Genomic DNA, 23,773 nt, shown 5'->3' with positions numbered 1-23,773 from the left:
GCTCGTCGACCTCGACCGTGTCACCCTCGGCCTTCAGCCAGCGGGTGACGGTGCCCTCGGAGACCGACTCGCCCAGGGCCGGCAGCAGCACCGGGGTGGCGTCGGCGGCCGGGGCCGCCGGAGCGGCGGCGACCGGGGCGGCCGGCGCGACCGGAGCCTCGGCGACCGGGGCCGGAGCGGCGACCGGGGCCTCCGCGACCGGGGCCGGGGCAGCGGCGGCCGGAGCCGCGGCGGCGACCGGCGCGCCCGAGCCGTCGTCGATGATCGCCAGCTCGGCGCCGACCTCGACGGTCTCGTCCTCGCCGACCTTGATCGAGGCCAGAATGCCGGAGGCCGGGGCCGGGATTTCGGTGTCGACCTTGTCGGTGGAGACCTCGAGCAGCGGCTCGTCGACCTCCACGCGCTCACCCTCGGCCTTCAGCCAACGGGTGACGGTGCCCTCGGAAACGCTCTCGCCCAGCGCGGGCAGTGTTACTGAGACCGCCATGGTTTCAGCGACTCCTATTCAAGTCTTGCGAACTGGAAGATGGGGGGTGTGGGCGCGATCAGTCGTGCGCGTGCAGCGGCTTGCCGGCCAGCGCCAGGTGCGCCTCGCCCAGGGCCTCGGACTGGGTCGGGTGCGCGTGGATGAGCTGCGCGACCTCGGCCGGGAGAGCCTCCCAGTTGTAGATCAGCTGGGCCTCTCCGACCTGCTCGCCCATGCGGGCGCCGACCATGTGGACGCCGACCACGGCGCCGTCCTTGACCTGGACGAGCTTGATCTCGCCGGCGGTCTTCAGGATCTTGCTCTTGCCGTTGCCGGCCAGGTTGTACTTGACGGTGACGACCTTGTCCTTGCCGTACAGCTCGACGGCCTTGGCCTCGGAGATGCCGACGGAGGCCACCTCGGGGTTGGAGTAGGTCACGCGCGGGACGCCGTCGTAGTCGATCGGCACCGGCTTGAGGCCGGCCAGGCGCTCGGCGACGAGGATGCCCTCGGCGAAGCCGACGTGGGCCAGCTGCAGGGTCGGGGCCAGGTCGCCGACGGCCGAGATGGTCGGCACGTTGGTGCGCATGTACTCGTCGACGAGGACGTAGCCGCGGTCCATCGCGACACCGTTCTCCTCGTAGCCGAGGCCGGCCGAGACCGGGCCGCGGCCGATGGCGACGAGCAGCAGGTCGGCGTCGATCTGCTTGCCGTTCTCGGTGGAGACGCGCACACCGGTCTCGGTGTACTCGACGCCGGAGAAGCGGGCCTTGAGCTCGAACTTGATGCCACGCTTGCGGAAGGCGCGCTCCAGCAGCTTGGAGGAGTTCTCGTCCTCCAGCGGGACCAGGTGCGGCAGGGCCTCGACGATGGTGACGTCGACGCCGAACGACTTCCAGACGGAGGCGAACTCGACACCGATCACGCCGCCGCCGAGGATGACGGCCGACTGCGGGATGCGGTCGAGCTTGAGGGCGTGGTCCGAGGAGATGACGCGGTTGCCGTCGATCTCCAGGCCCGGGATCGAGCGCGGCACGGAGCCGGTGGCCAGGAGGATGTGGCGGCCCTCGATGCGCTGGCCGTTGACGTCCACCGAGGTCTGCGAGGAGAGCTTGCCCTCGCCCTGGATGAAGGTCACCTTGCGGGACGCCACCAGGCCCTGGAGGCCCTTGTACAGGCCGGCGACGACGTCGTCCTTGTACTTGTGGACGCCGTTGATGTCGATGCCCTGGAAGGTGGCCAGCACGCCGAACTCGGCGGCCTCCTTCGTCTCGTCGGCGATCTCGGCCGCGTGCAGCAGCGCCTTGGTCGGGATGCAGCCGCGGTGCAGGCAGGTGCCGCCGAGCTCACCCTTCTCGACCAGGGCGACGCTCAGGCCCAGCTGGGCGCCGCGGAGCGCCGCGGCGTAACCGCCGCTTCCGCCTCCGAGAATGACTACGTCGAAAACGGTGCTGGCGTCGTTCGCCACGTCACGTCCTCCATGCAATGGGATGTGGATCGCCGGGCCGGTCGCGGTCCGGTGGGTCGGAAGCCCTTGTGGGGCGCCCAGTCGTGCCGGAAATACATCTTCGCACTTGTTCGCGGCGGCTGATGTCCGGGTCCGCCCCAGGGGTGTCCCGAAGGGCGGTCGCAGGGGTGGGAATACCCCGGACGGAGGGGCATCGTCGCAGCTCAAGGCGGGGTTGACAGGGGGCGGCAGGGGGTTTCTCGGGGCCCTCGCGGCCGATGGTTCCGCACTGTGGAACAAAGTTTCGCCCGCAGCGAACACGGGTGCGGCGCGCGCCCGCTTCCCCTACTCGCAGGTAACTCGCCGTGGAAGCCGGACGGGGTCCGGCGCGTGCGCGCCGGACCCCGTCCTCGGTCGTACCCGTCCGTCAGCCCTTGCTGCCGGCGGCCTTCTGCTCGGCGAAGCGGACCAGGGTGCGGACCGCCGTCGCGGTGCCGCCCTTCGGGGTGTAGCCGAACGGCGCGGCCTCGTGGAACGCCGGGCCGGCGATGTCCAGGTGCGCCCAGTCGATGCCCTCGGCCACGAACTCCTTCAGGAACAGGCCGGCCACCAGGCCGCCGCCCATCCGGTCGCCCATGTTGGCCAGGTCGGCGATGGTCGACTCGGTCATGCCCTTGCGCAGCTCGGCCGGCAGCGGCATCGGCCAGGACGGCTCGCCCACCTCGCCGGCGGCCGCGTGCAGGGTCGCGCGCAGCTCGTCGTTGTTGGCCATCACACCGAAGGTGCGGTTGCCCAGGGCCAGGATCATCGCCCCGGTCAGGGTCGCCACGTCGACGATGACGTCCGGGTTCTCCTCGCCGGCCCGCACGATGGCGTCGGCCAGCACCAGACGGCCCTCGGCGTCGGTGTTCAGCACCTCGACGGTCTTGCCGCCGTACATCCGCAGCACGTCGCCCGGGCGGGTGGCCGTGCCGGACGGCATGTTCTCGGCCAGCGCCAGCCACGCGGTGACGTTGACCTGGAGGCCGAGGCGCTTGGCGGCGACGACGGCGGCGAACACCGCGGCGGCACCGGCCATGTCGCACTTCATGGTCTCGTTGTGGCCGGCCGGCTTCAGCGAGATGCCGCCCGAGTCGTAGGTGATGCCCTTGCCGACGAACGCCAGGGTGGCCTTCGCCTTCGGGTGGGTGTAGGCCACCTTCACCAGCCGCGGCGGGTTGGCCGAGCCGTTGCCGACGCCCAGCAGGCCGCCGAAGCCGCCCTTGAGCAGGGCCTTCTCGTCCAGCACCTCGACCTTGAGGCCGTGCTCCTTGCCGGCCGCCTGGGCGATCGCGGCGAAGGACTTCGGGGTCAGGTCGTTCGGCGCGGTGTTGACCAGGTCGCGGGCGCGGTTCATCTCCTCGCCGACGGCCAGGGCGCGCTCGACGGCCGCCTTGGCGTCCTTGCTGCCCTTGCGGGTCGAGAGCACCAGCAGCTCGCCGACCGGCTCCTTGCTGCCGTTGCCGTTCTGCTTGTAGGTGCCGAACGCGTAGGTGCCGAGCAGGGCGCCCAGCGCGACCGCCTCGACCTCCTCGGCGGACTCGGCCGGCAGGGCCAGCGCGACCTTCTTGCTGCCGGCCAGGGTGCGGGCGGCGACACCGGCGGCGCGGCGCAGGGCCTCCAGCCCGTACCCGCCCTCGACGGCGTCGCCGAGGCCGACCGCGAGCACGAGCGCGGCCTTCAGACCGGCCGGGGCGGGCACCTTGACGGCGTCGCCCTCGGCGCCGGTCGCGCCCAGGGTGGCGAGAACCTCGGCCAGCTTGCCCTCGAACGCCTCGGCCACGGCCTCGCCGCCCGGGGCGAGCACGATGCCCTTGGAGCCCTTCGCCACGCCGATCACCAGGGCGTCCGCGCGCAGCGAGGCGGCGGCGGAGGTGCTCACAGACAATGCAGTCACGTAATGCGTCCTGTTCTTTCGCGGTCCACGACCGGTCGCGGCGCGAGTGCCGCACCGGCGCAGCCCGGAACCGCCGGCCAGGCCGACCGGCCGGCGGTGTCGGACCCGGGGCCCCTGGCTGCGCGCGCCCACCGTCGCGGCGGTCGCGCACACCAGAGGCCCCGGCGCCGCGACGGGCGCCGGACGGGCAGGACCTGCGACGGTGCAGGGCTGCGGTGCTCCCCGCATGGTAGTCCGCATGGTGGGATCACGCGCCGCCCGGTCTACCGCCTTTCGGCGCCGGGGCTTTGGGGCCCTCAGCGGGGCAGCAGTGCCAGGGCCAGCAGCGCACCCGTCGCGGCGGTCTCCACGGTCGCGCCGAGCACGTCCCCGGTGATCCCGCCGAACCGCCGCACGCACCGCCGCAGCAGCGGCCGGGCGGCGCCGGTGCCGATCCCAACGGCCAGTGGCAGCAGGAGGACTGACCATCCGTCGAGCAGGCCGACGAGTCCGAGCAGGGCCGCCGCGGCCCCGGTCGAGGCGAGCGCCGCACCCGGCGTCACGGTGCTCGCCACCATCGCGCCGAGCCCGCCCGGCCGGGCCGCCGGCACCGTGCGCAGACAGCCCCAGGCGAGCGCGCAGCGCCCGGCCACCGCCGCCGCGAGCACCGCGAGCGCGCCCCGCAGCGGGGAACGGTCGAACTGCCCGGCCAGCGCGGCCACCTGCGCGAGCAGTACGAGGACGAGGGTGAGCACGCCGAACGGCCCGATGTCCGACTGCTTCATGATCCGCAGCGCGTCCTCGGCGGGCTTGCCGCTGCCCAGGCCGTCCGCGACGTCGGCCAGGCCGTCCAGATGGAGTCCCCGGGTGAGCACCGCGAGCACGGCGACCGCCGCGACCGCCGCGAGCGTCCCGCCCGCGCGCCAGGCGACCAACGCCCCCGCCGTCCCGGCGAGTGCCCCGAGCACCACCCCGACCAGCGGCGCGGCCACCATCGCCCGCCCCCCGGACGCCCGGTCCCACCGGTCGACCCGCACCGGCAGCACCGACAGGGTCCCGAACGCGAACCGCAGCCCGTCCCGCACCGTCAACCACCCACTCCCGTCCGGCACCCGGCCGGGTGCCGGAAGCGCGCGTGCCAGGGGCCCGGGACCCGTCGGTGAGCGACGGATCCCGGGCCCCTGCGGTCCCTACAGCTTGCCCAGCAGCTCCGCCGCCGTCGGCAGCCGGGCCGGCTCCTTCGGCGCCGCCGGCACGTACGCCGTCGGCGGCTCGTCGGCCAGCGTGTCCGCCGCGGCCTGGAGCAGCGGCAGCGCCATCAGCGCGCCGACGCCCTCGCCCATGGTGATCCCCTGCTCCTGCAGCGGCGTCAGGGTCAGCCGGTCGTACGCCTTCGCCTGGGCGGGCTCGCCACTGGTCTGCCCGGCCCGCCACCACTCCGGCGCCCGGAACGCGATCCGCTGCGCGACCAGCGCGCAGGCCGCCGAGACGACCCCGTCCAGCACCACCGGCAGCTTCCGCACCGCGGCCTGCAGCAGGAAGCCGGTGATCGCCGCGAAGTCCGCGCCGCCGGTGGCCCCGAGCAGCGCCAACTGGTCACCCAGCACCGGCCGGGCCCGCCGCAGCGAGTCGCGCACGGTCGCGCACTTGACCATCCACACCCGGTCGTCGATGCCCGAGCCGCGCCCGGTGACCGCCGCCGCGTCCGTGCCGCAGAGCGCGCCGACCAGGACCGCCGCCACCGTGGTCGAGCCGACCCCGAGGTCGCCCAGCACCACCAGGTCGGTCCCGGCGTCGGCCTCCTCGTCGGCGACGGCCATCCCGGCCCGGAACGCCCTGGCGGTCTCCTCGGGGCTCAGCGCGTCCTCGACGTCGATCCGCCCGGAGCCGCGCCGCACCCGGTGCGCCGTCACCTCGTCGGGGAAGTCCGCGGCCTCGGCGTCGACCGCGACGTCCACCACCCGCACCTCGGCGCCGAAGCGCCGGGCGAGCAGCGCGACCGGCGCGGTGCCGTCGAGCACGGCCCGCACGCGCGCGGCCGTGCCGCCCCCGGCGGGCAGCCGGGAGACCCCGACCCGGGCCACCCCGTGGTCGGCGGCGAACAGCACCACCTTGGGCGCCGACAGCGGCCGCACGGGGGAGCGCCCCTGCACGGAGGACAGCCAGGCGCCCAGCTCCTCCAGCTTGCCGAGGCCGCCCAGCGGCCGGTCCAGCTCCTGCCACCGCTCCTCGGCGGCGCGCCTGGCGCTCTCGTCGGGGCGCTCGACGAGCGAGGAGAACGTATCGAGATCCACGGTCGTGTCCATCGTCCGGAAGGCTACACGCCGCGCCTCCTCAGCAGACGGGCGGCTTGACGGTGAGAACCTGCCCCGCCACCACCAGCAGCACACGCTCGGAGGCGTCGGCCACCGCCATGTTGAGCCGGCCCAGGGTGTCTCGGAACCGGCGGCCGGCCGGGGTGGCCGGGACGACGCCCATGCCGACCTCGTTGCTGACCGCCACGACCTGCCGCCGGGTCCCCGCCCAGGCGGCCGCCAGCGCCGCGCAGCGCCGCTGAACCTCGGCCTCGCCGCCGTCCGCCCAGACCGCGTCCTCCCAGGCACCGCACTCGTCCATCACCGAGGTGAGCCACAGGGCCAGGCAGTCGATCAGCACCGGCGCCGGGTCGGCGGTGTCGGCGAGGACGGCCTCCAGCCCGCAGGTCTCGGCGGTGCGCCAGCTCGCCGGGCGCCGGTCCCGGTGCAGGGCGACCCGCTGCGCCCACTCCGCGTCGCCGTCCCGGGTGCCGCCGGTGGCCACGTACAGCACGTCGTCGTACCGGGCCAGCAGCTGTTCGGCCCGGGTCGACTTGCCGGACCGCGCGCCGCCGAGGAGCAGGGTGCGGGGGAGCGGTGCGTCAGGTGTCATGCGCCCATCCTCGCCCACGGCGCATACCGAAGATCCGGCCGGGCAACCTGAGGGCTTAGGGTGCGCAGCACAGCGCATCGCTGGTCGTCGGCGGGAGGAGCCGGGCATGGTCTGGACGTGGCGGTACGAGAAGGCGGACGGCACCGTGGTGGCCCCTGGCAGCGGGCAGGCGGAGGAGTTCGCCGGCCAGGGGGACGCGGAGACCTGGATCGGGGAGAACTGGAAGCAGCTGGCCGAGGACGGCGTGGACCGCGCCGTCCTGCTGGACGACGACCGCGAGATCTACACGATGAGCCTGCACGAGGGCTGATCCGGCCCGGACGGGGGCCGCTCGCCGGTGCGCGGGCGGCCTTCCTTCCCCCGATCCGCCCGTCGGGTCTACTTCATCCCGACGACGTGCAGCAGCGCGGCGACCTGCCGGTAGGGGTCGGTGCGGCCGGCCCGCTCCTCGGCCTCCAGCAGCTGGGCGAGCTGCCGGCCGTCCACGGGCGGCGCGTCGTCGGGGGTGCTCTCGGTGAGGACCCGGACGCCGTACCAGTGCCGCAGCGGCACGGACACCTCGGAGAGGGTGACGGCGAGGTCGCCGATCCGGTCGGCGCGGGCCGCCAGACCGAGCCGGTTGTAGTAGCGGTCGCTCTCGAAGGACTCCAGCGCGGCGCGCCAGTCGCCGGCGGCGGCGGGCCGCAGGGCGAGCGCGTCGCGGTTGCGGACCACCAGTGAGAGCAGCCCCCCCGGGGCGAGCAGCCGGGCCAGCGAGGCGATCATCGGATCGGGGTCCGGCAGGTACATCAGCACGCCGTGGCAGAGCACGACGTCGAAGCTGCGCGCCCCGAACCAGCGCCCGCACTGGTGCCCGTCGCCGATCAGCAGCTGGACCCGCTCGCGTACCTGGTCGGGCTCCTCGGCCAGCGTCTCCTGGGCGGCGCCGAGCGCGGCCGGGTCGGAGTCGATGCCGGTGACGTAGTGGCCGGCCCGGGCCAGCCGCAGGGCCTGGGTGCCCTGGCCGCAGCCGATGTCGAGCACGCGCTGGGCGGTGCGTCCGGTGAGCTGCTCGGCGAGCTGCCGGGCGACCATCTCCTGCCGGACGAGGTTGCGCAGGGTGCCGGAGCGCCCCGGCGCGGGGCCGGTGCCGCCGGCGTAGGAGCCGCTGCGCGAGGGCAGCCGCCGCTCGTGGCCGTGCCGCTCGTACCCGTCGCGCTCCTGCGCGAACCGGTCGTGGCCGCCGCCCCCCTGGCCGGGGAGCGCGTAGAGGCTGGGCCCGTCCCACAGGGGAGGGGCCCAGCCGGAGTCCACCGGTTCGGCGGTCAGGGCTTCTCCCCGCGCCGCACCTGCGGCTTGGGCAGTCGCAGCCGGCGCATCTGCAGGATGCGCATCAGGCCGTACGCGACCGCGCCGCGGGTGTTCTGCCCGGCGAAGCGCTCGGCGAGCTGCTTGCGCAGGCCGAAGCCGAGCCGGACGAAGTCCAGGATCACCAGGACGAAGAAGAGCAGGAAGAGCACCGTGGAGAGCAGCTGGAGGGCCGGCACCTTGACGATGCTGAGCACCAGGATCAGCACGGCGGCGGGCAGGAAGAACTCGGCGAGCGACCAGCGGGCGTCCACGTAGTCGCGGGTGAACTTCCGCACCGGGCCCTTGTCACGGGCCGGCAGGTGGCGCTCGTCACCGTCCATCAGCGCCTGGCGCTGCTTCTCGCGCTCGGAACGCATCCGCTCGCGGGCCTGGCGGGAGGCCTCCTTGCGGTCCTTGGGCACGGTGACCCTGGTCCGTCGGTTGGTCTCGGCCTCGCTGCGCTTGGGCGTGGGACGCCCCTTCTTCGCCTGCGGGTCGCGGGTCTGCGTCTTGCCGTCCTGCTTCTCCAGCACGGTGGCGGAGGCGGCGGCATCATCTGAACGGCGTCGGAACACACCACCAGCCTACGGGGTGCGGCGGCGCTTCTTCCGGTCCCCCGGGAACCGAACGCGTATCGATCGCGTCCCGGACCGGCCGCGACGGGTCCCGGGGGGACCCGGGTCGGGGTCCCGCACCCGTCCAGGGGGGAGTCCCGTAGGGGATCACTCCGCTGACCGGCGGGTGGAATGAGGGCGGGATCCACCCCGCGGATGAGGCTTCCCGGGACCGACCTGTAGCAGGCTTGTTGCAGGCAGGTGCACTGCGGCGACGGGCTCGCTGCACATACACTCGTCGTGTCTGGTAAGAGACTGATACCGCAGGCCGGAGAAGGGGGCACCCGAGGCCCATGAGCGACGGAATCATGAAGCGTATGGGGCTGATCTTCCGCTCCAAGGCGAACAAGGCCTTGGACCGGGCGGAGGATCCGCGTGAGACGCTCGATTATTCGTACCAGAAGCAGCTCGAGCTGCTGCAGAAGGTGCGTCGTGGCGTCGCGGACGTGGCCACCTCGCGCAAGCGTCTGGAGCTCCAGCTGACCCAGCTGCAGCAGCAGTCGGCGAAGTACGAGGACCAGGGCCGCAAGGCGCTCTCGCTCGGCCGGGAGGACCTCGCCCGCGAGGCCCTCACCCGCAAGGCGAACATGCAGTCCCAGATCAACGACCTGGAGGTGCAGTACCAGCAGCTCCAGGCCGAGGAGGAGAAGCTCACGCTCGCCTCCCAGCGGCTGCAGGCCAAGGTTGACGCCTTCCGCACCAAGAAGGAGACCATCAAGGCCACCTACACCGCGGCCCAGGCGCAGACCCGGATCGCCGAGTCCTTCTCCGGTATCTCGGAGGAGATGGGCGACGTCGGTCTGGCGATCCAGCGGGCCGAGGACAAGACCGCGCAGATGCAGGCCCGGGCCGGTGCGATCGACGAGCTGCTGGCTTCCGGTGCGCTCGACGACGCCAGCGGTCTCGGCCGCAAGGACGACATCGAGGCCGAGCTGGAGCGGGTGGCCGGCGGTTCCGACGTCGAGCTGGAGCTGGCCCGGATGAAGGCCGAGCTGACCGGGGGCTCCCCGGCCGGCCCGCAGGCGATCGAGCAGGGCCGGCAGCAGGACGCCGCGCCGCAGCAGCAGGACGGCCCGCGGATCAACTACAACAAGTAGTCGGAGCGGCAACCGACCTGAGCTCCGCCCCGGAGCACCTCCGGGGACATCCCCAGGAACAGGGAGACGCACGGCATGATCATGCGGGTCATGGGTGAGGGGCAGTTCCAGGTGGGCGAGACCCATCTGAACCGGCTCAACGAGCTCGACGAGGAGCTTCTCACCGCACTGGAGTCGGGGGACGAGGAACAGTTCCGCCGGGCGCTCGTGGAGCTGCTCGGCGCCGTGCGGGAGTTCGGCACCCCGTTGGCGGACGATTCGCTGGAGCCGTCCGACCTGATCCTGCCGGACGCCGAGGCCACCATCGAGGACGTCCGCGAGTTGCTGCGGGCGGAGGGTGACGGCCTCATCCCGGGCATTCCCGAGTAGCCGCCGTCTCGCGCCAGACACAAGGGCGGGCCCCCTCCGTGCGGAGGGGGCCCGCCCTTCGTCGCTGTCCGGACCGCCTGCGGACCGGGCGAATCGTTACGGCAGGGCCAGCATCCGGTCCAGCGCCGCCTTGGCGTACTTCTCGGTCTCCGGGTCGACCTTGATCACGTTCGGCACCCGGCCCTCGACCAGCGACTCCAGCGCCCACACCAGGTGCGGGAGGTCGATCCGGTTCATGGTGGAGCAGAAGCAGACCGCCCGGTCGAGGAAGACGACCTCCTTGTCCGGGTGCGCCTTGGCGAGCCGGCGGACGAGGTTGAGTTCGGTGCCGATGGCCCACTTGGAGCCGGGCTCGGCGGCGTCCAGCGCCTTGATGATGTACTCGGTCGAGCCGACCATGTCGGCGGCCGCGACGACCTCGTGCCGGCACTCCGGGTGCACCAGGACGTTGACGCCGGGGACCCGCTCGCGCACGTCGTTCACCGAGTCCAGGGTGAACCGGCCGTGCACCGAGCAGTGGCCGCGCCAGAGGATCATCTTCGCGTCCCGCAGCTGCTCGACGGTCAGGCCGCCGTTCGGCTTGTGCGGGTTGTAGACGACGCAGTCGTCCAGCGAGAAGCCCATGTCCCGCACCGCGGTGTTGCGGCCCAGGTGCTGGTCGGGCAGGAACAGGACCTTCTGGCCCTGCTCGTACGCCCACTCCAGCGCCCGCCGGGCGTTGGAGGAGGTGCAGATGGTGCCGCCGTGCCGGCCGGTGAAGGCCTTGATGTCGGCGGAGGAGTTCATGTACGAGACCGGGACGGTCACATCGGCTATGCCGGCGTCGGTCAGCACGTCCCAGCACTCGGCGACCTGCTCGGCGGTGGCCATGTCGGCCATCGAACAGCCCGCGGCGAGGTCCGGCAGGACGACCTGCTGGGCGTCGCCGGTGAGGATGTCGGCCGACTCGGCCATGAAGTGCACGCCGCAGAAGACGATGAACTCGGCCTCCGGGCGGGCCGCGGCGTCCCGGGCGAGCTTGAAGGAGTCGCCGGTGACGTCGGCGAACTCGATCACCTCGTCGCGCTGGTAGTGGTGGCCCAGGATGAAGACGCGCTCGCCGAGTGCGGCCTTGGCCGCGCGGGCGCGCTCGACGAGGTCCGGGTCGGAGGCCGGGGGGAGGTCGCCGGGGCACTCGACGCCGCGCTCGCTGTTCGGGTCGGCCTGGCGGCCGAGCAGCAGCAGAGCGAGCGGCGTCGGGGTGGGGTCGACGCCGTAGGTCTCGGTGATGGTGGTGGTCACGGGCGGGTGCCCTTCTGTGCGGCCGATCAAGCGGTGCAGCCTTTTCGTCTAACTGACGCAATCTATGATAACCGGTTAGCGTCAGAGTGACGATGGTCATCCTGTCGATGTGACGAGAACCGCTCGCCGGTTCGGAGCCTTCCCGGGCCCGTCCGGCGTGGCCGGAAGCGGATCCTGGTCCGGCCGGGTTTCGCTGGTGGCATGAAGGCAATCGCGATCCACCGCTACGGCGGCCCCGAAGTGGTCGAGTACACCGACCTGCCCGACCCGAAGGTCGGCCCGGACTCGGTACTGGTGCAGGTCAGGGCGGCCGGGGTGAACCCGGTCGATTGGAAGGTGCGGGAGGGGCTGCTGGACGGCCTGCTCGACGCGCACTTCCCGCTGGTGATGGGCTGGGACGCGGCGGGCGTGGTCCGGGCCGTCGGCGGCGGTGTCACCGAGTTCGCGCCCGGCGACGAGGTCTACGGCTATGTGCGCAAGGACACGGTCGAGCACGGCACCTATGCCGAGCTGGTGGCCGCGCCGGTCCGCACCCTGGCCCGCAAGCCGGCCGCGCTGGACTGGGCGCAGGCCGGCGGGCTGCCGCTGGCCGGGCTCACCGCCCTCCAGTCGCTGCGGGCGGTGGGCGTGGGCCCCGGCGACACCGTCCTGGTGCACGCCGCCGCCGGCGGGGTCGGCCACCTGGCCGTCCAGATCGCCCGCGCCCTGGGGGCCCGGGTGATCGGCACCGCCGGTGAGCGCAACCACGCCTATCTGCGCGAGCTCGGCGCCGAGCCGGTCCGGTACGGCGAGGGGCTGGCGGAGCGGGTCAGGGAGCTGGCTCCGGCGGGGGTGGACGCCGCCCTGGACCTGGTCGGCGGCGACGCCGTCGAGGTCTCGGCCGGACTGGTCGCCGACCCGGCGCGGATCGCCTCCGTCGCCGACTTCGGGGTCAAGGCCCGCGGCGGCCGGTACGTCTGGGTCCGCCCGGACGCGGCCGGGCTGGCCGAGCTGGCCGCGCTCGCCGACGCGGGGCGGCTGACCGTGACCGTCGCCTCCACCTTCCCGCTCGCCCAGGCCGCCTCCGCCCAGGCGCTGAGTGCCGAGGGCCGCACCCGGGGCAAGATCGTCCTGCTCAACGACTGAGCGCCGACCGGTCACCGGCCGGGCGCCGCCGCCCGGCCGACGGACGGACGTCCTCCCGTTGTCATCCGTCAGCGGTGAACTCGCTCCTGACATCCGCCAGAATGGAGCCGAACCGTTTCGGCGGGCCGCCGCCGCCGTCCCCGGCGGGCGCGGCCCCGCCCCGATCCCGACGCCGCACGACCCGTGGAGCCCCGCACCGATGAGCAGCAGCCGAGAGAACGAGACGGTCGGGGCCTCCCTGGACGAGACCGACCGCCTCCTGCTCGCCCGGCTGGCCGGGGACGGTCGCGCCTCGTACGCCGAGATCGGGCTCCAGGTGAACCTCTCCGCCACCGCCGTCCGCCGCCGGATCGACCGGCTGCGGGCGCGCGGGGTGGTCCGCGGTTTCACCGTGGTGCTCGACCCCTCGGTGCTCGGCTGGCAGACCGAGGCCTTCGTCGAGGTCTACTGCCGCGAACGGACCGCCCCCGAGGAGATCCTCGCCAGCCTGCGGCAGTTCCCCGAGGTGATCGCCGCCTGGACGGTCACCGGCGATCCGGACGCGCTGGTCCACCTGAGGGCCGCCGACATGCGCCACCTGGAGGCGGTCATCGAGCGGATCCGCCGCGAGCCCGGCGTCCAGCGCAGCCGCTCCTCCGTGGTCCTCTCCCAGCTGATCGGTTAGCCGGAGGAACCGCCCCGTTCGGCCCAGTTCGACCCCCGCGCAGGAATCCTGCGCGAGGCCCGCCGAAGACGCCCGAAAGCTGCCCGACCGGCCGCGTTCCGACGCGCGGGGAAGGCCCGGGGCTGCCTACGCTGATCATGTCCGGCCGTGCGGTGCCAACCCCCCGTTCCACCGGACCCTCCCCGACCCCCACAGCCGAGAGGGACACCCGTGTCCGCAGCCCCCGACCGCATGCACCGGCCCGACAGCGACCTGGTCGACCTGGTTTTCGACTACATGCGCGAGCGGCTGCAGTACGACCCGGTCCCGCTCGACCACCCCGGTGACGGCGAGCACCTGCGCACCCAGCTGGCCGGCCTGCTCAACCAGGACGGCAACAACCCGGCCGACGTGCTCAAGCTCTACGACCACGAGCTCTCCCGCGCGGTGATCTCCGCCGACAGCCCGCGCTACCTGTCCTTCATCCCGTGCGCCCCCACCAAGGCCGCGCTGCTCTTCGACATGGTGGTCTCCTGCGCCTCGCTCCAGGGCATCTCCTGGCTGGAGGCGGCCGGCGCGATCGCCGCCGAGAACCAGGTGCTGCGCCTGATAGCCGACCGCGCGGGCATGCCGGCCTCGGCCGGCGGCACCTTCGTCTCCGGCGGCTCGGCCGGCAACCTCTCCGCCCTGGTCGTCGCCCGGGACACGGCCCGCCGCCGACTCGGCGTCGGTCCGGAGGCCCGGCTGCGGATCGCCGTCGCCGACCAGGTGCACTCCTCGGTCAAGAACACCTTCAACATCATCGGCGTCGAGGCGTTCAAGGTCCCGACCGTCGACCGCCGGTTCACCGGCGAGGCGCTGCGTGCCGCCCTGGCCGCCGACCCGAACCCGGAGACGGTGATCGCCGTCGTCGGCACCGGCGGCACCACCAACGAGGGCATCGTCGACGACCTCCAGGGCCTGTCCGAGGTCGCCCGCGAGCGCGGGCTGTGGTTCCACGTGGACGGCGCCTACGGCGGCGCGGGCCTGTTCGCCCCCTCCGTCCGGGAGCGCTACAACGGCATCGAGCACGCCGACTCCTTCGTCGTCGACCCGCACAAGTGGCTGTTCGCGCCGTTCGACTGCGCCGCGCTGATCTACCGCAACCCGCAGCTGGCCCGTGCCGTGCACACCCAGGACGCCTCCTACCTGGACGTGCTGCACACCGAGGGCGACGAGTGGAACCCCACCGACTACGCCTACCACCTGACCCGGCGTGCCCGCGGCCTGCCGCTGTGGTTCTCGCTCGCCGTGCACGGCGTCCAGGCGTACACCGACGCCATCGAGGCCGGCCTGACGCTGGCCCGGGACACCGCGCAGCTGATCCGCGACAGCGAGCACCTGGAGCTGCTGTTCGACCCGCAGCTCTCCGCGGTCTGCTTCAAGCGCAACGGCTGGACCAACGACGACTACTACCGCTGGTCGCAGCAGCTGCTGGCGGACCAGATCGGCTTCGTCACCCCCACCGGCTGGGACGGCGAGACGGTCGCCCGCTTCGCCTTCCTGCACCCGGGCACCACCATGGAGATGGTCAAGGAGATCCTCGACACCATGGAGTGACGCCCGCGGCGCTCCGCCGCCCGCGGCGCACCCGTCCCGAAGCGCACCAACCCCCGCCCGGCGGCGGTCGGTGCGCTTCCGGCGCTACAGCAGCCCGCCGTTGGGCACGTACGGCGCCGGCGGGCGCATCCCGCGCAGCCCCAGGTACCCCCGGGTCTCCACGGACAGGCCCAGTTCGAGGCCGACGTCCAGCGCCCACTCCTGCTCGGCGGTCAGCGCCTCCACCCGCGCCTCCAGCCCTTCCGGCACCCGGGCCAGCGCCTCGCGCAGCAGCCGGGTGGCGATCCGCTTCGAGGTGGCCGCCAGCAGCCGCACCTCGCCGCCCTCCCGGTAGCAGTAGCCGCTGCCGGCCAGGGTGTCCGCGACCAGCAGCTCCTCGCAGTGTGCGAGCAGCAGTTCGTGGTCCGGGCCGTGCGCGGCGCCGCGCAGCCTCCGGTCCACCGAGTCCAGCAGGTGCCGGTGGGTGGCGTTGCCGGGGTGCACCGGGAGGTCGCCCGGGTCATTGAGCCGGGACCGGTCCACCCGCCCGGTCAGCTGCATCGCCGGGTGCAGCGTGAACCCGGCCAGCCGGTACCGCCGCACCGCCGCCGGGGACGGCGAGGAGCACAGCATCCCGCGCAGACAGCCGCGCCCGTGGGCGAGGGCCCGCTCCAGCAGCAGCCGCCCCACCCCCTTGCCCTGGGCCTGCGGCAGCACCGCGAGCAGCGCCAGCACCCAGACGTCCTCGCGGCGCAGCGCGAGCACCGCGCCGACCGGCTCGCCGTCCAGCTCGGCCAGCCAACAGCCCTGCGGGTCGGTGCGCGCGAGGTGCCTGGTGCGGGCCAGCTGGAACACGGACGGCGGGGGCGGTCCGGTGACCGGCGGGGCGTCGGGGAGCGAGGCGAACGCGGCGACGGAGATCTGCCGGACCGCTTCCGCGTCGGCGGCGGAGTCCTGGATCGGGCGCAGGATCATGCCCACCATCCTGACCGCCGGACCCGCGCCGCGGGGCCGGTTCGCCCGGATCCGTCCGAGCGGGATGCGGCCCGGGGCCGCCGGTGTGCGAGCATGGAAGGCGTATGGGGAACGGGTGCACGCCCGGCCCACGGAACACCGCCGCCGTGAATCCACCGAAAACACTCCGTCGTCCGGGAAATGAATCCGGACGGCCGTCGGTTGGTACTGGCGGCAGACCGTCGTCAAGACCGGGAGAACGCAGATGACCGTCCAGGACGAGACCACCGTCGAGAGTGGCATCCTCCTCACCGATGCCGCCGCGGCCAAGGTCAAGGGCCTGCTGGAGCAGGAAGGCCGGGACGACCTGGCGCTGCGCGTCGCCGTCCAGCCCGGCGGTTGCTCGGGCCTGCGCTACCAGCTGTTCTTCGACGAGCGCTCGCTCGACGGTGACGTGCTGAAGGACTTCGACGGTGTGAAGGTCGTCACCGACCGGATGAGCGCCCCGTACCTGGGTGGCGCCACCGTCGACTTCGTCGACACCATCGAGAAGCAGGGCTTCACGATCGACAACCCGAACGCCACCGGCTCCTGCGCCTGCGGCGACTCGTTCAGCTAGTCGGTCCGAAGCCAGTAGGTCCGACACGAAGGCGGCCCCCGGGATTCCGGGAGCCGCCTTCGTCGTGTCCGCGCGGAGTCCGCGCCGGGGTCACGGGTTGCCGGGGACGTCCGGGACCACCGGATCCGGGCCGATCTTGGTGTCCGCCTCCAGCGGCACCTCCTGCCCGGTCGCCAGATCGGTCACCGCCCGGCCCTGGAGCGGCTGCTTCAGGTCGGCCGTCACCGTCTGCCGCTTGGCCAGATCGGCGCAGGCCTGTCCGGCCGGGACCGGCGCCGCCGTGGTCACCCGGACGTCCACCCGGCCCGGCTTGGACTCGTCGGCCTTGAGCGCGTACCGCTGGCAGATCCCGCCGTAGAACCAGACCGTCAGCTTGTTGCCGTCCACCCGGTAGGTGATCGCCGGGTGCACCGGCGAGCCGCTCCCGGAGCCGTTCGGCGGCGGCTCGCCCACCGCGATGCCGTTGCCGCCCGAGCCCGGGGGAGTGGGCGCCGGGGTCGGGGTGGCCGGCGGGACCGGCGGCTTGGTGGCCGGGGCGGGGCTGTCCGGGGCCGGGCTGGCCGGTCGAGGGTCCGGCGAGGTGGCCGTCGGGTCGACCGGCGGTGTGGTCACCGGGGCCGGCGCGGACGGGGCCGAGGTAGTGGCCGGGTCGGCCGGGTCCGCGCTGCCGGTGGCCGCACCCGGCGAGGCGGCAGCGCTCGCCGAGGCCCGCTCCCCGCCGGAGGCCGCCGTGTCCGAAGCCGCCTTGGTCCCGCCGTCGCAGCCGGCCAGGACGGCCACCGCCGCCAGGGCGAGACCGGCCAGCGCCGTCGCGCGGGCCCGGCCGGAACGCCTGGGCATGCTCTCCAGATCCATCTGCACTTCCTCCCGAGGGTTCAGCGGTACGCCTTGGCGGCCGCACCGCGGGGGTGTGACGTGGCCCGGACGATTCCGGTTCCCCGCCCGCCCCGGCCGCACCCCGGGACCCTCGGGAGAGCTGCTCAGGGCCCGTACTCGGGCATCGACGCGACCACGCGCCGGGCCCGGGAGGGGACGCGGAAGCCGGAGCCGGCCGGCGCGCTGTCCTGCGGACCGGTCGCCAGCAGCGGCCAGAACCGCCGCAGCCGGTGCGAGGAGTCCACCAGTGCGTCGAGCGACTCCCCGTCGGCGTCGCCGAGCAGGGCGGGCGGAACCCGCAGCGGGTGGTGACTGGGCAACATCGGCCATCAACTCCGATCCACCTGCCGTGGCAGCGCCGCCACGGTCCCGGTCGGGGCCGGGAGGAGCCCCTGACTGCGACCCTAGGCCGGGCGTCCGGCAGCCACCAGAGCTACCCCGGGGTAGTACACCTTCGGGGGTGGCGGGTGACAGCGGACGGCCGGGATCGCACCCGGCGTCTTGCTGGGGCCCCGGGCGCGCCGGGTACCGTGGGTGGGTTCCACCCCCGCTGTTCCATGGCCCCGCTGCCATCCTGAGGAGACCCCGTGCGTATCGCCGTCGCCGGTTCGATCGCGACCGACCACCTGATGACCTTCCCCGGCCGGTTCGCCGACCAGCTGGTCGCCGAGCAGCTGCACACCGTGTCGCTGTCCTTCCTGGTCGACACCCTCGACATCCGCCGCGGCGGCGTCGCGCCGAACATCGCCTTCGGCATGGGCGTGCTCGGCCTGCGCCCGGTCCTGGTCGGCGCGGCCGGCGCGGACTTCGCGGAGTACCGCAGCTGGCTGGAGCGCAACAACGTGGACTGCCGGTCCGTCCACATCTCCGAGACCCGGCACACCGCGCGCTTCATGTGCACCACGGACGAGGACCACAACCAGATCGCCTCGTTCTACACCGGCGCCATGGCCGAGGCCCGCAGCATCGAGCTCAAGCCGATCGCCGACCGCGTCGGCGGCCTCGACCTGGTGCTGATCGGCGCCGACGACCCGCAGGCGATGGTCCGCCACACCCAGGAGTGCCGCACCCGCGGCTACGCCTTCGCCGCGGACCCGTCGCAGCAGCTGGCCCGCCTCGACGGCCACGACATCCGCCAGATCGTCGACGGCGCCGCGTACCTCTTCACCAACGAGTACGAGGCCGCGCTGATCGAGTCCAAGACCGGCTGGGACGCGGAGGAGATCCTCACCCGGGTGGGCACCCGGATCACCACCCTCGGCAGCAAGGGCGTCCGGATCGAGCGCAAGGGCGAGTCCCCGATCCTGGTCGGCTGCGCCCCCGAGGCCGCCAAGGCTGACCCGACCGGTGTCGGCGACGCCTTCCGGGCCGGCTTCCTGGCCGGCCTCTCCTGGGAGCTGGAGCTGGAGCGCGCCGCTCAGCTCGGCTGCATGCTGGCCACCCTGGTGATCGAGACCGTCGGCACCCAGGAGTACGAGCTGCGCCCGCACGACTTCCTGCAGCGCTTCGTCGCGGCCTACGGCGAGGAGGCCGGCGCCGACGTCCGGGCGCACCTGGTCAACTGACCCGCCGCACCAGGTAGGCCGAGCCCCGGTCGCCGCCGTACTCGGCGGCCGGGGCCTCGCCCAGGTACTCCTGCTCGCGCATCCCGCACCAGGCCGGCACGTCCAGCCGGGCCGCCTCGTCGTCGGCCAGCACCACGACCGTCCCGCCCACCGGGACGTCGCCGATCCGCTTCGCCAGTTCGATCACCGGCAGCGGGCACCGCTTGCCCAGCGCGTCCAGGACCAGCGGGCCCCCGGCGGGCTCCCGGGCCGCGGCGGGCGCGGGCAGGTCCAGGCCCAGCGGCGCGCGGACGCCGGCCACCAGCTCCGGCAGCACCGTCAGGAAGCGGTCGACGTCCGCCCCGGTGGTGCCGAACGGCAGTGAGATCCGGACGTTCCCCTCGGTGAGCACACCCATCGCGGCCAGCACATGGCTCGGGGTCAGCGTGGACGAGGTGCAGGAGGAGCCGGAGGAGACGGCGAACCCGGCCCGGTCCAGCTCGCCCAGCAGGACCTCGCCGTCCACGTACAGACAGGAGAAGGTGACGATGTGCGGCAGCCGCCGCACCGGGTCGCCGACCACCTCCACCTCGGGCACCAGCCGCGGCACCCGGGCCCGGATCCGCTCGACCAGCTCGTGCAGCCGGGCGTTCTCCCGCTCCGCCTCGGCCCGTACCGCGCGCAGCGAGGCCGCGGCCGCGACGATCGCCGGCACATTGACGAAGCCCGGTACCCGGCCCGCCTCCCGTTCGTCGGCGGGCAGCGGCGAGACGTAGCGGACGCCCTTGCGCACCGCGAGCACCCCGACCCCGGCCGGTCCGCCCCACTTGTGCGCGCTGGCGGTGAGCAGCGACCAGCCGGTCGGCAGGTCCACCCGCCCGGCGCTCTGCGCGGCGTCCACCAGCAGCGGCACCTCTCCGCGGAGCGCGGCCACCTCGTCGACCGGCTGCACCGTGCCCACCTCGTGGTTGGCGGACTGCAGCACGGCGAGCGCGGTGTCCGGCCGCAGCGCGGCGGCGAAGACCTCCGGGTCCACCCGGCCGTGCCGGTCCACCGGCACCGAGGTGACCTCGCCGCCCTCGGCGAGGTGCCGTTCGGCGCTGTGCAGCACGCTGGAGTGCTCGACGGCGGAGTGCGCCAGGTGCCCGCCGCGCCGCCGGTTGCCGCGCAGCGCGCCCAGCACTCCGAGTTGGACGGCCTGGGTCCCGCCGGAGGTGAAGGCGATCTCGTCGGCCCGGCAGCCGATCACCTCGGCCACGGTCTCCCGGGCGGCGTCCAGCAGCATTCTGGCCTGGCGTCCGGAGCGGTAGAGCCGGGCCGGATCGGCCCAGCCCTCGTCCAGGGCGGCGGTCAGCGCCTGCCGCGCGACGGGGTGGAGCGGTGCGGTGGAAGCCACATCGAAGTACACGGGGTCATTCAACCCCAAGTGTCCGCGGCCGGGCCGGAGGGGCGGCGCCGCTCGAACAAATGTGTTGACTGGACGTCAGTTCGTGCTGATACCGTCCCCGGCCGGGGGGTCAAGGGTGTGTTCGCAGCCGAATCGGCCTCCGTTGTCAATCAATGAAAGGACGTTTGGCAGTGATTGCCCGATTCGTCTCGACCGGCCGTCGGTTCAGCCTGGTGGCCGTGCTCTCCGCGCTGCTCCTCTCCCTCTTCTCCTCGCCCGCGTCGGCCGCCCCGAAGGACGCCTACCTCAACTACAACAGCGGCCACTGCCTGGAGATCGGCGGTTGGAGCAAGGAGTGGGGTGCTCCCGCGGACACCTGGCCCTGTGGTGACGCGCAGCGCAACCAGGGGTGGAACTACGACCAGAACAACTACCCGAACGGGTTCTGGCTGCAGAACCAGAACAGCGGGCTGTGCCTGGAGATCCCCGGTTTCAGCGGCGAGTGGGGCGCCCGCGTCCAGCAGTGGCCGTGCAACGGCGGTGCCAACCAGAAGTGGCACGTCGGCTATGTCGGGAGCTCCCGCTGGATCCAGCTGATCAACAACGCCAGTGGCCTGTGCATGGAGGTCGCCGGCTGGAGCAAGGAGTGGGGCGCCCGCGTCCAGCAGTGGCCGTGCGGCAACGCTCAGGCCAACCAGATGTGGGGCCTCTGATCGGCCCCGGGCCGGTGACCGGCCGGACCGCCACGCAGGTATGACGGTCCGCCGCACCGGCACCCCCGGCTCCCGCCGCCCGCCCGGGCGGCGGGAGCCGTTGCCGTTCACGGCGCCCGGACCCCGGCCGGATATCGCAAATGTCCGAATCGATCCCCGGGGTTGGCCCGCTGTTCCGTCCTCTCCCGGGTGTCCCCCGATCGGGTGTAGGGACCCCTAATGCCTAGGATGACCTGCGACGCAGCCCCTGCCGGGCCTGATCGGGTGTTCGGGCGGCGCGTTACTGGGACCTGCCCGTCAGCAGCGCATAAGGCTGGAGTAGGGTTTGGCCCGCATAAGCATTCAAACCGTGCCCGTGGTCGGGTCGCCGGGGAGGGACAGCCTCCCCGGGGCGACGCGAAGGCGGGCGAGACTTCGGGAAGGCGCTACGTGAGTCCCAACGGCTCCGACCGCTCGCCGCGGCGCACGATGCGGCGGAAGCTGCCTCAGGCGCTGGCACTGGGCCTCGTCATCGCGACCGCCACCGGCTGCTCGGCCAACGACCTCCCCAGGCTTGGCCTCCCGAGCCCTGTCACCAAGGAAGGGCCGATGGTCCTCCACATGTGGCAGGGCTCCTGGATCGCGGCGCTGGTGGTCGGCGTACTGATGTGGGGTCTGATCATCTGGAGCGTGATCTTCCACCGGCGCAGCCGCACCGGTGTGCAGGTCCCCCCGCAGACCCGGTACAACGTGCCCATCGAGGCGCTCTACACCGCGGTCCCGATCATCATCGTGTCGGTCCTCTTCTACTTCGTCGCCCGCGACGAGTCGAAGCTGATCGCCGTCTCCGAGAAGCCGCAGCACACCGTCAACGTGGTGGGCTTCCAGTGGAGTTGGGCGTTCAACTACGAGAACACCGAGAACCCCGACCCGGCCAACCAGCAGGCCGCGTACGAGGTGGGTTCTCCCGGCGAGCCGCCCACCCTGTACCTGCCGGTCGACGAGACGGTGCAGTTCCGGCTGACGTCTCGTGACGTGATCCACGACTTCTGGCCCATCAACTTCATGATGAAGATGGACGTCGTGCCGGGTGTGGTCAACAAGTTCGAGGTCACCCCGACCGTCAAGGGCGAGTACAAGGGCAAGTGCGCCGAGCTCTGCGGTTACGACCACTCGCGCATGCTGTTCAACGTGAAGGTCGTCGACCGCGCCGAGTACGACCAGCACTTGAAGGACCTCCGGGCCAAGGGTCAGACCGGCGCGGTGCCCTCCGGCATCACGACCATGGGAAGTGAAGAGAAGTGACCATCCTCAACGAGCCCGCCGCGGCCGGCGGGGGCGCCGGGGCCGTCACGGTCGGGGCGCAGCGGACCCGGAAGCCGGGTTCCACCATCATCAAGTGGCTGACCACCACTGACCACAAGACGATCGGCACGCTGTACCTGGGCACGTCGTTCGCCTTCTTCCTGATCGGCGGCATCCTCGCCCTGGTCATGCGCGCCGAGCTGGCTCGTCCCGGGACCCAGATCCTGTCGAACGAGCAGTTCAACCAGGCGTTCACGATGCACGGCACGATCATGCTGCTGATGTTCGCGACGCCGCTCTTCGCCGGTTTCGCGAACTGGATCATGCCGCTGCAGATCGGCGCGCCCGACGTCGCGTTCCCGCGGCTGAACATGTTCGCCTACTGGCTGTACCTGTTCGGCTCGCTGATCGCGGTGGCCGGCTTCCTCACCCCGCAGGGCGCCGCCGACTTCGGCTGGTTCGCCTACGCGCCGCTCTCGGACGCGGTCCGCTCGCCGGGCATCGGCGCGGACATGTGGATCATGGGTCTGGCCTTCTCCGGCTTCGGCACGATCCTCGGTGCGGTCAACTTCATCACCACGATCATCTGCATGCGCGCGCCCGGCATGACGATGTTCCGGATGTCGATCTTCGTCTGGAACGTCCTGCTGACCGCCGTGCTGGTCCTGCTGGCCTTCCCGGTGCTCGCCGCCGCGCTGTTCGCCCTGGAGGCGGACCGCAAGTTCGGGGCGCACGTCTTCGACCCGGCCAACGGTGGCGCGCTGCTCTGGCAGCACCTGTTCTGGTTCTTCGGCCACCCCGAGGTGTACATCATCGCGCTGCCGTTCTTCGGCATCGTGTCGGAGATCATCCCGGTCTTCAGCCGCAAGCCGATGTTCGGCTACTCCGGCCTGATCGCGGCCACCATCGCGATCGCCGGTCTGTCCGTGACGGTGTGGGCCCACCACATGTACGTCACCGGACAGGTACTGCTGCCGTTCTTCTCCTTCATGACCTTCCTGATCGCGGTCCCGACCGGTGTGAAGTTCTTCAACTGGGTCGGCACCATGTGGAAGGGCTCGCTGAGCTTCGAGACCCCGATGCTCTGGACGGTCGGCTTCCTGGTCACCTTCCTCTTCGGTGGTCTGACCGGTGTCCTGCTGGCCTCCCCGCCGATCGACTTCCACGTCTCGGACTCGTACTTCGTCGTCGCCCACTTCCACTACGTGGTCTTCGGCACCGTCGTCTTCGCGATGTTCGCCGGCTTCCACTTCTGGTGGCCGAAGATGACCGGCAAGATGCTCGACGAGCGCCTCGGCAAGGTCACCTTCTGGACGCTGTTCATCGGCTTCCACGCGACCTTCCTGGTGCAGCACTGGCTCGGCGCGGAGGGCATGCCCCGCCGCTACGCCGACTACCTGGCCTCGGACGGGTTCACCACCCTGAACACCGTCTCGACCATCGGCTCGTTCCTGCTCGGCCTGTCGATCCTGCCGTTCCTCTACAACGTGTGGAAGACGGCGAAGTACGGCGAGAAGGTCGAGGTGGACGACCCGTGGGGCTACGGCCGTTCGCTGGAGTGGGCGACCTCCTGCCCGCCGCCGCGGCACAACTTCCTCACCCTGCCCCGGATCCGCTCCGAATCC

General features: G+C 72.6%; 23 protein-coding genes and 1 pseudogene. 11 read left to right on the top strand and 13 right to left on the bottom strand.

Annotated features, from left to right (window positions below; translation table 11 throughout):
• From VR45_RS03980 to cobU, 6 genes and pseudogenes are all read right to left on the bottom strand, one after another.
• Positions 1 to 487, bottom strand: a 487-nt coding sequence (locus tag VR45_RS03980; RefSeq protein WP_045938275.1) for a biotin/lipoyl-containing protein, incomplete at its 3' end; no start/stop codon positions are given.
• A 58-nt stretch (positions 488 to 545) separates the two neighbouring features.
• Positions 546 to 1,952 (bottom strand): dihydrolipoyl dehydrogenase, encoded by a 1,407-nt coding sequence (lpdA, locus tag VR45_RS03975; protein WP_107084095.1) that lies wholly within the window; start codon positions 1,950 to 1,952, stop codon positions 546 to 548.
• A 388-nt stretch (positions 1,953 to 2,340) separates the two neighbouring features.
• Complete coding sequence (locus tag VR45_RS03970; protein WP_045938273.1) at positions 2,341 to 3,849, bottom strand: leucyl aminopeptidase; 1,509 nt, start codon at positions 3,847 to 3,849, stop codon at positions 2,341 to 2,343.
• A 296-nt stretch (positions 3,850 to 4,145) separates the two neighbouring features.
• The gene (locus VR45_RS03965) at positions 4,146 to 4,919 is read right to left on the bottom strand and encodes an adenosylcobinamide-GDP ribazoletransferase (protein ID WP_078896217.1); all 774 of its coding nucleotides are present in this window, start codon (positions 4,917 to 4,919) and stop codon (positions 4,146 to 4,148) included.
• 99 nt (positions 4,920 to 5,018) lie between these two features.
• Positions 5,019 to 6,134, bottom strand: coding sequence for a nicotinate-nucleotide--dimethylbenzimidazole phosphoribosyltransferase (locus VR45_RS03960; RefSeq protein ID WP_045938271.1), 1,116 nt, complete (start codon positions 6,132 to 6,134; stop codon positions 5,019 to 5,021).
• 28 nt (positions 6,135 to 6,162) lie between these two features.
• Positions 6,163 to 6,729: pseudogene (gene cobU / locus VR45_RS03955) on the bottom strand (bifunctional adenosylcobinamide kinase/adenosylcobinamide-phosphate guanylyltransferase); the annotation flags it as partial.
• A 112-nt stretch (positions 6,730 to 6,841) separates the two neighbouring features.
• Between cobU and VR45_RS03950 the strand changes: the two are divergent.
• Positions 6,842 to 7,045, top strand: a complete 204-nt coding sequence (locus VR45_RS03950; RefSeq protein WP_030391529.1) for a hypothetical protein — start codon at positions 6,842 to 6,844, stop codon at positions 7,043 to 7,045.
• 68 nt (positions 7,046 to 7,113) lie between these two features.
• Here VR45_RS03950 and VR45_RS03945 read toward each other — a convergent pair whose 3' ends face one another.
• Both VR45_RS03945 and VR45_RS03940 read right to left on the bottom strand, forming a co-directional pair.
• The gene (locus VR45_RS03945) at positions 7,114 to 8,028 is read right to left on the bottom strand and encodes a class I SAM-dependent methyltransferase (RefSeq protein ID WP_353612660.1); all 915 of its coding nucleotides are present in this window, start codon (positions 8,026 to 8,028) and stop codon (positions 7,114 to 7,116) included.
• 11 nt (positions 8,029 to 8,039) lie between these two features.
• A complete protein-coding gene (locus VR45_RS03940) occupies positions 8,040 to 8,597 on the bottom strand; it encodes a DUF3043 domain-containing protein (protein ID WP_045938270.1) in 558 nt (185 codons plus the stop codon).
• A gap of 374 nt (positions 8,598 to 8,971) precedes the next feature.
• Between VR45_RS03940 and VR45_RS03935 the strand changes: the two genes are divergently transcribed.
• Both VR45_RS03935 and VR45_RS03930 read left to right on the top strand, forming a co-directional pair.
• Positions 8,972 to 9,775 (top strand): PspA/IM30 family protein, encoded by an 804-nt coding sequence (locus VR45_RS03935; protein ID WP_078896215.1) that lies wholly within the window; start codon positions 8,972 to 8,974, stop codon positions 9,773 to 9,775.
• A 75-nt stretch (positions 9,776 to 9,850) separates the two neighbouring features.
• Positions 9,851 to 10,144 (top strand): hypothetical protein, encoded by a 294-nt coding sequence (locus tag VR45_RS03930; protein ID WP_045938268.1) that lies wholly within the window; start codon positions 9,851 to 9,853, stop codon positions 10,142 to 10,144.
• 96 nt (positions 10,145 to 10,240) lie between these two features.
• On the opposite strand, the gene nadA is transcribed toward VR45_RS03930, so the two are convergent.
• On the bottom strand, positions 10,241 to 11,413 hold the full coding sequence (nadA, locus tag VR45_RS03925) for a quinolinate synthase NadA (RefSeq protein ID WP_045938278.1): 1,173 nt from the start codon (positions 11,411 to 11,413) through the stop codon (positions 10,241 to 10,243).
• A 213-nt stretch (positions 11,414 to 11,626) separates the two neighbouring features.
• Between nadA and VR45_RS03920 the strand changes: the two genes are divergently transcribed.
• From VR45_RS03920 to VR45_RS03910, 3 genes are all read left to right on the top strand, one after another.
• A complete protein-coding gene (locus VR45_RS03920) occupies positions 11,627 to 12,550 on the top strand; it encodes an NADP-dependent oxidoreductase (protein ID WP_199925898.1) in 924 nt (307 codons plus the stop codon).
• A 199-nt stretch (positions 12,551 to 12,749) separates the two neighbouring features.
• Positions 12,750 to 13,214, top strand: a complete 465-nt coding sequence (locus VR45_RS03915) for an Lrp/AsnC family transcriptional regulator (protein WP_045938267.1) — start codon at positions 12,750 to 12,752, stop codon at positions 13,212 to 13,214.
• Between the two features lie 210 nt (positions 13,215 to 13,424).
• Positions 13,425 to 14,792, top strand: coding sequence for a pyridoxal-dependent decarboxylase (locus VR45_RS03910; RefSeq protein ID WP_107084094.1), 1,368 nt, complete (start codon positions 13,425 to 13,427; stop codon positions 14,790 to 14,792).
• A gap of 84 nt (positions 14,793 to 14,876) precedes the next feature.
• Here the strand turns inward: VR45_RS03910 and VR45_RS03905 are convergent, their stop codons facing one another.
• Complete coding sequence (locus VR45_RS03905) at positions 14,877 to 15,746, bottom strand: GNAT family N-acetyltransferase (RefSeq protein ID WP_045938265.1); 870 nt, start codon at positions 15,744 to 15,746, stop codon at positions 14,877 to 14,879.
• A 244-nt stretch (positions 15,747 to 15,990) separates the two neighbouring features.
• On the opposite strand from VR45_RS03905, the gene erpA reads away from it, so the two are divergent.
• Positions 15,991 to 16,344, top strand: a complete 354-nt coding sequence (erpA, locus tag VR45_RS03900) for an iron-sulfur cluster insertion protein ErpA (RefSeq protein WP_030391519.1) — start codon at positions 15,991 to 15,993, stop codon at positions 16,342 to 16,344.
• 90 nt (positions 16,345 to 16,434) lie between these two features.
• Here erpA and VR45_RS41995 read toward each other — a convergent pair whose 3' ends face one another.
• Together VR45_RS41995 and VR45_RS03890 are read right to left on the bottom strand one after the other, a co-directional pair.
• Entirely contained in the window at positions 16,435 to 17,199 is a 765-nt protein-coding gene (locus VR45_RS41995) for a hypothetical protein (RefSeq protein ID WP_052708823.1), read from the bottom strand.
• A gap of 125 nt (positions 17,200 to 17,324) precedes the next feature.
• The gene (locus VR45_RS03890; RefSeq protein WP_045938264.1) at positions 17,325 to 17,543 is read right to left on the bottom strand and encodes a hypothetical protein; all 219 of its coding nucleotides are present in this window, start codon (positions 17,541 to 17,543) and stop codon (positions 17,325 to 17,327) included.
• Positions 17,544 to 17,807: 264 nt separating this feature from the next.
• On the opposite strand from VR45_RS03890, the gene VR45_RS03885 reads away from it, so the two are divergent.
• Positions 17,808 to 18,785, top strand: coding sequence for a carbohydrate kinase family protein (locus VR45_RS03885; RefSeq protein WP_045938263.1), 978 nt, complete (start codon positions 17,808 to 17,810; stop codon positions 18,783 to 18,785).
• On the opposite strand, the gene VR45_RS03880 is transcribed toward VR45_RS03885, so the two are convergent.
• Positions 18,778 to 20,172 (bottom strand): aminotransferase class V-fold PLP-dependent enzyme, encoded by a 1,395-nt coding sequence (locus VR45_RS03880; protein WP_045938262.1) that lies wholly within the window; start codon positions 20,170 to 20,172, stop codon positions 18,778 to 18,780. The two genes, VR45_RS03885 and VR45_RS03880, sit on opposite strands and share 8 nt — an antisense overlap.
• A 170-nt stretch (positions 20,173 to 20,342) precedes the next feature.
• Between VR45_RS03880 and VR45_RS03875 the strand changes: the two genes are divergently transcribed.
• The 3 genes from VR45_RS03875 to ctaD form a co-directional block, all read left to right on the top strand.
• Positions 20,343 to 20,864 (top strand): RICIN domain-containing protein, encoded by a 522-nt coding sequence (locus VR45_RS03875; protein WP_045938261.1) that lies wholly within the window; start codon positions 20,343 to 20,345, stop codon positions 20,862 to 20,864.
• 429 nt (positions 20,865 to 21,293) lie between these two features.
• Positions 21,294 to 22,148 carry a cytochrome c oxidase subunit II gene (gene coxB / locus VR45_RS03870; RefSeq protein ID WP_045938260.1) on the top strand — a complete coding sequence of 285 codons (855 nt, stop codon included), beginning with the start codon at positions 21,294 to 21,296 and terminating at the stop codon, positions 22,146 to 22,148.
• On the top strand, positions 22,145 to 23,773 hold a 1,629-nt coding region (ctaD, locus tag VR45_RS03865), incomplete at its 3' end, for a cytochrome c oxidase subunit I (RefSeq protein ID WP_063772403.1). The genes coxB and ctaD, both read left to right, overlap by 4 nt.

The sequence above is a fragment of the Streptomyces sp. NRRL S-495 genome (assembly GCF_000966955.1).
GTDB lineage: Bacteria > Actinomycetota > Actinomycetes > Streptomycetales > Streptomycetaceae > Kitasatospora > Kitasatospora purpeofusca.
The sequence above is the reverse complement of the archived record's forward strand: the minus strand, read 5'-3'. Positions and strand labels throughout refer to the sequence as shown.

Coding starts and splice junctions, on each gene's coding strand:
- VR45_RS03930 (WP_045938268.1), top strand. CDS start 9,851: ATGATCATGCGGGTCATGGGTGAGGGGCAGTTCCAGGTGGGCGAGACC.
- VR45_RS03960 (WP_045938271.1), bottom strand. CDS start 6,134: ATGGACACGACCGTGGATCTCGATACGTTCTCCTCGCTCGTCGAGCGC.
- VR45_RS03890 (WP_045938264.1), bottom strand. CDS start 17,543: ATGTTGCCCAGTCACCACCCGCTGCGGGTTCCGCCCGCCCTGCTCGGC.
- VR45_RS41995 (WP_052708823.1), bottom strand. CDS start 17,199: ATGGATCTGGAGAGCATGCCCAGGCGTTCCGGCCGGGCCCGCGCGACG.
- VR45_RS03915 (WP_045938267.1), top strand. CDS start 12,750: ATGAGCAGCAGCCGAGAGAACGAGACGGTCGGGGCCTCCCTGGACGAG.
- VR45_RS03920 (WP_199925898.1), top strand. CDS start 11,627: ATGAAGGCAATCGCGATCCACCGCTACGGCGGCCCCGAAGTGGTCGAG.
- VR45_RS03905 (WP_045938265.1), bottom strand. CDS start 15,746: ATGATCCTGCGCCCGATCCAGGACTCCGCCGCCGACGCGGAAGCGGTC.
- erpA (WP_030391519.1), top strand. CDS start 15,991: ATGACCGTCCAGGACGAGACCACCGTCGAGAGTGGCATCCTCCTCACC.
- VR45_RS03935 (WP_078896215.1), top strand. CDS start 8,972: ATGAGCGACGGAATCATGAAGCGTATGGGGCTGATCTTCCGCTCCAAG.
- VR45_RS03950 (WP_030391529.1), top strand. CDS start 6,842: ATGGTCTGGACGTGGCGGTACGAGAAGGCGGACGGCACCGTGGTGGCC.